This window comes from Faecalicoccus sp. (assembly GCF_036552745.1).
Classification (GTDB): Bacteria; Bacillota_I; Bacilli_A; order Erysipelotrichales; family Erysipelotrichaceae; genus Faecalicoccus.
Genome location: NZ_JAXKBY010000148.1, coordinates 1 through 8,283, shown reverse-complemented (window position 1 = coordinate 8,283; position 8,283 = coordinate 1). Strand labels below are relative to the sequence as shown.

At 31.9% G+C, this 8,283-nt stretch carries 8 protein-coding genes; 1 reads left to right on the top strand and 7 read right to left on the bottom strand.

The window, feature by feature from the left end:
- From U0M88_RS07135 to U0M88_RS07115, 5 genes are all read right to left on the bottom strand, one after another.
- The coding region (locus U0M88_RS07135) for a SatD family protein (RefSeq protein WP_331869375.1) at positions 1 to 305 on the bottom strand (305 nt) is incomplete at its 3' end.
- A gap of 78 nt (positions 306 to 383) precedes the next feature.
- A complete protein-coding gene (locus U0M88_RS07130; protein WP_331869374.1) occupies positions 384 to 1,382 on the bottom strand; it encodes a glycosyltransferase family 2 protein in 999 nt (332 codons plus the stop codon).
- 24 nt (positions 1,383 to 1,406) lie between these two features.
- Complete coding sequence (locus U0M88_RS07125; RefSeq protein ID WP_331869373.1) at positions 1,407 to 2,051, bottom strand: hypothetical protein; 645 nt, start codon at positions 2,049 to 2,051, stop codon at positions 1,407 to 1,409.
- Between the two features lie 38 nt (positions 2,052 to 2,089).
- Positions 2,090 to 2,716 (bottom strand): RloB domain-containing protein, encoded by a 627-nt coding sequence (locus U0M88_RS07120; protein ID WP_331869372.1) that lies wholly within the window; start codon positions 2,714 to 2,716, stop codon positions 2,090 to 2,092.
- Positions 2,706 to 3,983 carry an AAA family ATPase gene (locus U0M88_RS07115; protein ID WP_331869371.1) on the bottom strand — a complete coding sequence of 426 codons (1,278 nt, stop codon included), beginning with the start codon at positions 3,981 to 3,983 and terminating at the stop codon, positions 2,706 to 2,708. The genes U0M88_RS07120 and U0M88_RS07115 overlap by 11 nt, the downstream gene beginning before the upstream one ends.
- A gap of 216 nt (positions 3,984 to 4,199) precedes the next feature.
- Here U0M88_RS07115 and U0M88_RS07110 point away from each other — a divergent pair, with 216 nt between their 5' ends.
- Positions 4,200 to 5,198 carry a hypothetical protein gene (locus U0M88_RS07110; protein ID WP_331869369.1) on the top strand — a complete coding sequence of 333 codons (999 nt, stop codon included), beginning with the start codon at positions 4,200 to 4,202 and terminating at the stop codon, positions 5,196 to 5,198.
- A gap of 47 nt (positions 5,199 to 5,245) precedes the next feature.
- On the opposite strand, the gene U0M88_RS07105 is transcribed toward U0M88_RS07110, so the two are convergent.
- Together U0M88_RS07105 and U0M88_RS07100 are read right to left on the bottom strand one after the other, a co-directional pair.
- On the bottom strand, positions 5,246 to 6,544 hold the full coding sequence (locus tag U0M88_RS07105) for a TIGR02679 domain-containing protein (RefSeq protein WP_331869368.1): 1,299 nt from the start codon (positions 6,542 to 6,544) through the stop codon (positions 5,246 to 5,248).
- A partial coding sequence (locus U0M88_RS07100; RefSeq protein WP_331869367.1) for an SbcC/MukB-like Walker B domain-containing protein occupies positions 6,544 to 8,283 on the bottom strand: 1,740 nt, incomplete at its 5' end. The genes U0M88_RS07100 and U0M88_RS07105, both read right to left, overlap by 1 nt.

Sequence of the window (8,283 nt, the reverse complement as noted above, 5' to 3'; positions counted from 1 at the left end):
TATTCATCTTTTGAATCTGTGTTGTAATGTTTCCGACTCCTACTCCAAATCGAATCTTTGTTGGATGCAGGGAAAAAAAACAACTCATTTATAATGCAAATCCAATCACCGTTTACACTCATTAATCCCTCAAATTCATCTCCTAAAGTAATTTTAAATTTGGAAACTATCGATTGACAGTATTTAGAATTGATCCTATCTAAAGTATTTAATAAATTTTTCTGTACTTCTTGTCTATGCTCAATATTTTTGGAATCAATGAGATCTCCTATTATCGCAATATAACAAGGATTTATTGTATCCATTTCATACCTCATTCATAGTATATTGACAAATAATTCCCTACTCAAGGAATTGTTATAAAATATTCCTAAAATAGGGAATTAAATGGATTTAAATTTTTGTTTAAACGCAAAAATCAAATCCATGATCCGGGCTTTTTTTGTTTTCATTCCTTTGTAATAAGGACTAAAATTCTGTAAAAAAAGCTTTAACACATTACCATTAGTTAAATAATCTATATGATTTTGATAAAACATCATTCGTTTCTTATAATCTGGTTGATACTGCGATAATCTTGGTTCTGTTTTTTCTAACTTTTTTAAAGTTTCCAAAGGGTATTGAGCTAATAAAAGTCTTGTTTTAAGCTCATTTCTTTTTTGTGCATGTTCTTTTTTCGTGTAATGCTCCTGTTCATTAATCCCTATTGTGTTTTTACCGTGAATCCTATAAAGAAACAACGATTTATTGTAAAAATACATTCCCTTTTGCTCTGCTGCCAATAAGTTAATTAACCAATCATGAAATAAGTCTTCTGTAAAACATTCTTGAAATCTTTGATTTAATTCTTGTCGTATAACTAAAGCACATCCCTGGAATGAATTTTGTGTTAATAATGTCTCAAAAGTAACTTCCACTACATCATTTGTATTTACTACCATTCTAAGTAGATTGTTATTGGATAAACCTTTAACTTTTTCTACTTCAAAAGTCTTGTCATCTTTATCAATAAAAGAAAAAGAAGAAGCTAGTGAAAGTATGTTAGGATGTGTATCCATGATTGCAATCATTTCTTCTACTTTATTTGAAAGCCATATATCATCTTGATCACACAGAAAAATATACTCTCCTCTACAATAAGACATCGCTTTTTTAAAGTTTTTCTTATATCCCAGATTTACTTCATTTACATAGAATGAAAATTTCATCTCTGGATGTTGTTGGATATACTTCTGAATTACTTCTCTCGTGTTATCCGTAGATTTATCATCTACCAAAATAATTTCATTCACTTTATGACTCTGATTCAAAATAGAATCTAATTGTTTTTGTACATACTTTTCACCGTTATAGGTGGCCATTGCTACTGAAATAGATAACATTTTTTAGTTCTCCCACTTTTTAAGTTATTTTATTCTTTTATCATAAAGCTTCTGTTCTAAATCTAGTATCTGTAGTTGCAGTAAATGCCTCTGTAAATCTTCCGTTGTATCACTCTTTAACTTCGCACTTAATAAATCAAAATAATTCTTTCTTTTTAAGCTGTTTTCTTCAAATCTTTTCCAATTAGAAAAAATATCCTCAGTCCATTCAAACAATAAGCTGAGACAAGTAAGCCAAACCAAGAAAATACTTGATAAAAAAACTATTTTAAAAACGATATCTATACTTTCATACTCAAAAAACAAAATAGCCTTAGCAACAAAAAGTGCTAAAAATAAAATACAAATAATACTAAGATTTTCAATTTTTCTAAGTATGTAATATATTGTTCGCTTGTAATTCATTTTTCTATTTAGTCTATCTATTAAAATGTAAACACACACAAGTATAATAAAGAAAAACAAAATATTATTCCATAAAGAAATATTGATAAACTCATTTAACCAACCATATCCTTCAGGTATTCCTATATGTATATTTAGTATCATAAAACATATAGATGCAAAAGATACTAAAATTATTAAATATTTCATGGTCATCAAACCCGACAAAATTAAAGATTTTAACTCGTTTCTAATCTGTAATACTAACGCTAATTCTTTTATCATTATAACTTCTCCTTTTAATATTCATACTGCTTGCTGTTCTACAAACCTTGATTGATTAATCGTATCCATTTAGCATCTTGAGATAATAAACCATCCATCAAAGAATCAAAATTACTACTGGAAGGAATGATATCCGAATTACTCATGCTACGTACTCGATCAAGCATATTTTTAAAGTTTTCATGCGTTATTTGTTGATTAATAAAATCACGCTGCTTCTTTTTCGCTTTGTAGTTGGCGACACCTGTTAGAGTCTCAATTAAACAAGAATTCATTTTCTTTGCCGAAGTAGTCAGTTTCACATTATCAAAATGTGAAAGAATTACTTGCATAATACAGGGATTGCAGAAAAAAATCACTCTTTTTTCAGCACATGGTAAATCATGAAATTCATTAATCTTTCGTTTAATATCAACATATTGTTCGTAAGGCTTTTTATCCGTATCACACAAAACGAGCACAAGTTCATAATTTCCGTTTTGATAGCGATCTTGATAACGCGCAAAGATATTCCCATTGCCTTGTGCATTATCAAGTGTAACTTCGTATTGCGAATGCCAAACCTGCAGCTGTTTTAAACGATTTAGGTAATCGTATTCTTCATCACCTTCACAAATTATACAAATGCGATGTTTTGCATTGAGTTTAGGTAATCTACTCTTCATCATCTTCCTCATCGCCTGTATTTGTTTTAATATCAAGCAACGAATTCAACAAGTCTGGATCTGGTAACGCGCCTAAAACACCTTGCCTATATTTTTCCATGATATCTGTTGTGTCCTGACGTATACCATCTTGAGCCGTAAAATCAGCTAATGAATACACATAAACACCTTCTTTGTCTTTGTGTACAAACCAAACCTGCTCTTTTCTAAACATACGATGACAGTCCATTAAATTAATATCATGAACCGTACAAATTAGTTGTGCCTGGTCATTTAATTCATTATTAAAAAGATTTACTATGGCACGTGTTAGTTTAAAATGGATACTACTATCTAATTCATCGATAACTAATATTCTGCCTTGTTCTAATGCCTCAATCACGTAGCTTGCCAAAGCCGTAATTTTTTTTGTTCCCGTTGAATCAAAAAGAATGCTAGGAACTTTATGTCCCTTATACGTGGATACCAATCTCAATTGATCCTCCAATGATTCTGGAAGATTTAAAACTTTTTCTTCGGCCTTGTCCTTAATCTGACTTATAACTTTTACTTCTCCTCCGTCTGCATATTCAAAATTATCCATATATAAATCAGAATTTTTTATAAAATCCACTATTTTATGTTGTAAATCATTTTTATGCTTCATCAATTCTATCGTATGCTGCATAGGAATATTATTCATATTTACGATATCGATCTTACTGGCAAATTGTATAATTATTCTCCGTATCTGGTCTAAATAGGCAAATTTATTCTCTCCCAAAACATAAACTAACAGATTATTTTTGGATACCAGTGACATCAAGTTCTCTACATCATTGTCTAAGCAAAAATATTTATTATTTTCTTCATCTTTTAAAAGCCATAATTTTTTTAACTCATTATTATATTTGTCTTTTGTCAGTTCTAAGAACTCTTCAAAAATAAATTCTTGAGTTTTGATATCATAAGAAAAATCATAAGAAAACTTTCTTCCTTTCCAAAGAAAAGTTACCCCAAGTTTACAAATTGTGCTATTTGTAAATATATTCGGTATCAAAGTTGACCTTTTATTCAATAAAATGTTTCTTATTTCCCTAATACATTTTATCAAACATGTCTTTCCTGAATTGTTTGGTCCATATATCCCTACTGTTTTTAGAATATTAAAATGATTCTCTTGGTGCACATTTGATTTAAACTTTTTATTTCGCATATCTGCTTTTAGTGATAAACAAACGCGTTCATCAAAAGCATAACAATTCTCTGCTCTAACCTCTATTATCATATCAAACTACCTCCTTATGCAAAGGATATCTTATTTATATTTTTTATGCAAGAATAAACCATAAAAAATATAAATTCCGCACAGAATATAAATCTATGATATTTAAAAAATCAGAATCATTCAGATTTTCTGCCTCTACAGCACACTGATTATAATTTTTCTTTATATCTTTTCATGCTTTTCCGATTTTTATTCGTATATATAGTGGAGGCGATAATGATAATGACAAACTTAAATGAACTACAAACGATTGTACAATCCAAAAAACGTTTTATCGATGGATATTCAAAGATCATTCTTTCTTTTAAGCCTATCCAGGCTTGTCTTCTTCATCAATGCCTGGATGAGTTTAAAGATCTCTCTTTAAAAGAGATTTCTACACTCATTCAACCAAGATCTTCCAATTCTAAAATCATTACATTAAACACTGAAGATATCCGTATTCCTGGAGCTAAAATAGTTTATGATCTACTTTATGTGGTTAGACATCCTCTGTATCCATCAAAATTTATGTTGATTCATATTGAAGCACAGGGGGAAGAATCGTATAAGTATGCACTACCCTGCCGAAGTCTTTATTATGCATACAGACTGATTGCCGGTCAAAAGAATCATTCTCTGGGCTTTCAGAAATCCTTTTATAATGATATTTTAGACGTACGTTCTTTTTGGATCTGCTTACATCATGCAAAGAAAAAAGATAATTGTTTATTAGAATATGTGACACACGAAAATCAAAAAATGGGTAACTTTTGTTTTGATCCTAAATTTCATGGAATGTCTAAAACACATCTTTTATATCCATCACTTCATTCCAAAGAAGAACAAACTTTGGAAGAAATTTTAAATGGCCCCAAGAGCATTATGGAGCTCTTATCCATACTATTTCTATCCGATAGAGATTATGATCAAATCATACAAATTCTAGAAAGAAAGAATGATATACTGTTATCAGATGAAGACAAGGAGGAAATTAAAGATATGTGTACATTCGGCCAAGGTGCTTATCTTGCCTGGACAGAACATGGAATGAAGCAAGGCAGAAAACAAGGTCGCATCGAAGGTCGCAAATCCGGTGAATTGGATACTCTTGTTCAAAACATTTCTCTTTTACTGGAAAGTGGCACCATTTCCGATATTCAACAGGCCTTTTCTATCTTGCGTGTTCAAAAGGAAATGCAATCTAAAGTCTTAAAACGTTTAGATCTTCATTAATACAAATCCCCATAGAAACATTCATCTTCCATGGGGATTTTATTCGTTTAATATGACTCTAAAGCATATTTCTCAATATCGTTTATATATTCCTGGATAATATTCTCTTGATAGCCTAAGACTCCCTCTGTTTCAAGTATCCATCCACTAATTTCTTTCAGTTTGGGATCTTTAATATTATCTAATATTTTTAAACGTCTTTTACTGCATTTATTTTGTGATTTACTCTTTAAATAATCATCAGAAGAATAATGCCATAGATGAAATAAAGGATATCGATCCCTTAATCGCTGAGCAATCAGCAGACCTTCTGGATCCATATCTCCAGCATAATAAACCACAAAATTTGTCTGATTGATATGATCCATCAACAAATAACTGGCATAATTTAACTGTCCATAGGTACATACAAGTGCAATCGATGAAATCTTTTTCTTACGTATTAAGGCTGCCAGTTGATGAAATACAGAAGGATTCTCCAATACACAAACAACTCGAATATCAAAAGTATCTAAGGAAGTGATATGAAGTAAATTCTCCATATTTACATTCCATACTTCATAGCGGTCATAAAACCCTTTCCAGCCTTCATGAATCTCTCCATCAGGATCAATTGCATTCAGCCTGACAATGCCACAATAATTGCTCATGGCCTCTTTATAAAGTCCCGCCTGATATAAGATTTCAATTTCTCTTTCTTGTTCACACTCTGGAAAGCAATACGTTAAAGCATTAAATAGCAAAGTTCGACAAAAACTAGGATGATCAAACATATGTGGGTCTTTGGTAATCCGACTGGAGAAAATAGATAAATTCTCTTTTTGATTTTTCCACACCGGTAATTCATCAATTGCTTTTAACACATAACGCACTTGGTTTCTACATTGACTTTGATCTTTTCTATATTCCTGAAAAATGCGAGTAGCGACACTGTTTTGATGACTTATTACTTCTTTCAACCATTGACGAGAATGATTTTTCTGACAAGCTTCCAGCAAATCATTTAAAAATGCCTCAAATTTTTCTTGTTTTAGTTGTTTGGCATCCTTTTTTGTTATGATTTCTTCATCAAAATACAAGAATAAAACCCTATCAAAATCAGCATCTGCAAACTTGGTCTGCTTTAAAGCCTTGTTAAGTTGGGATCTGCGAATTACGGCATGAGATTGTTTATGATAATCTTTGCCTAATAACCCCTCTAGACAAGGCTGGTTGGAAGCGGTCAAAGGAACATGAATGGAACCGGCACAAGTGCCATAGCTTTCATACTGCTTCTTCCAAAGATGCATAAACTCCTTAAAATCATGCTCCTTTAAATACGCACATAAGTCTTCATTTACATCCATTAAGCAATCATCCTTTTTTGTTTACCATTCCACTCATAAGAAATTACAGTCACAAAATGTGCATTCTCCGGTCTAAATAATTCATGAATCGCAAGCGAAGGCACACTGCTGTAATCACCCCACAAAACCTGTGAGTTCATGATATAATCAAACCCAAACTTTTGAATAAGTGCAAACATATTTTCAATGTTGTTTTCATCAACACCGGCAAATGCTTCATCCAATGCGATAATAAGAGGTGCATCCTCAGAAGCCTGTTCGTATTTTGCCGCTACAGCTGAAAAAAGCGGTACATACATAGCCATGGCTTTTTCTCCACCACTAAAGGTGAAAAATGCGTTGTTCGTCAACTCTTTTTTTCTTTCGCCTTGTTTTTCATATTCAATCTGAAAATCAAACCATGTACGATAATCCAAGACTTCTCGCATCACTTGATGAAAGCTTTTTAGACTGGCTTCGTCATCTGCCAGTTTTCTTGCCAATTTTAATTTTGAACGGAAATGTGACGACAACTTTTTAAAATCCTTCTCTTTTAATACCTGCACATCTTTTTCTAATAGACGCACAAGTTGTTCTGTGCTTAACTGTTCTTCACTTTCTGCTTTATGGGAATGCCATCGTAAACTCAGCTTTAAACCACTGCTTGTATTCATCGCACGCATATATCGATTCATTTGTTCAACCCATCGTTTTGAACTTTGAATATGCGTACGAATTTTTTTGGCAATGGTATTGACTAAAATATCTTCAATCAAGTTTCGGTCACTTTCCTCCAACAATAATTTTTGTTGTTCTATATCTTGTGAAAGATTTTGCATCAACTGAATAAAAGAAACATTCTGCCCCTTATAACGCGTTTGCATATCCATACGCGTATTTTCTTCTTTTTCTTCAAAGATGTTGTGAATGATTAACCCATAATCTTGTAATTGACCTTTGTTGTTATGAAAAACATTCTGTAATTCTGTCTGCAAGACTTCCTTGTTTCTTAAATTCACATATTTCTTTTCAATCTTTCCTATTGTTTCCTTTACATCCAGTTTTTCATGAGTTACATAGCCTAAATCTTGTTCTTGTTTAAACGCATCCAAAGTTTCATCCCGTCTTTTTCTTTGCAGCTGGATTGTCTCTTCCAATTCCTTCAAACGCATCTGAAATTGTTCTTCTCTTTGTTGTAGATCACCGATCTTTTGATCTTGTTTACTGATTTCTTCTGGAATCTGCTGCTGTCGATCAAGAATCTGCATGATTCGATCTTGGATATCTTGATACCCTAGTTCATCCATCTGCTTTTGAATTGATTCAATCATCTTTTTCAACATCTCTATTTCTTTAATCAGCTGATTCTTTTCTTGGTTCAATAAGAAAACATCTTGTGACAAATCTTCTACTCTGGATTGTGTCATCATCAAAACTTCCTCATTTGAAAGATAACGTACATGAGTGGCTTTTAAATCTTCTACATATGATTTATAGTGTTCGAAATCCTCTTTTCGATTTTCAAACACTTCCTTTAACATCGAAATACCTAATCTTTCACAAATCTTAGAAAGAGACAACTGAAGGGCATGCACGTTTTTTCTACACTGTTCCAATTCTTCTTTCAGCTTCTGAATTTGATCAAAAATCGCTTCTTGTTCAATTTCTGTCTTTTCAATTTCTCTATGAATCACATTTAACGAATGTTGTGAAGGATAAGCATTTTTTTCCTCTTCCAACGTTTTAAAAGCCTCCTGAAT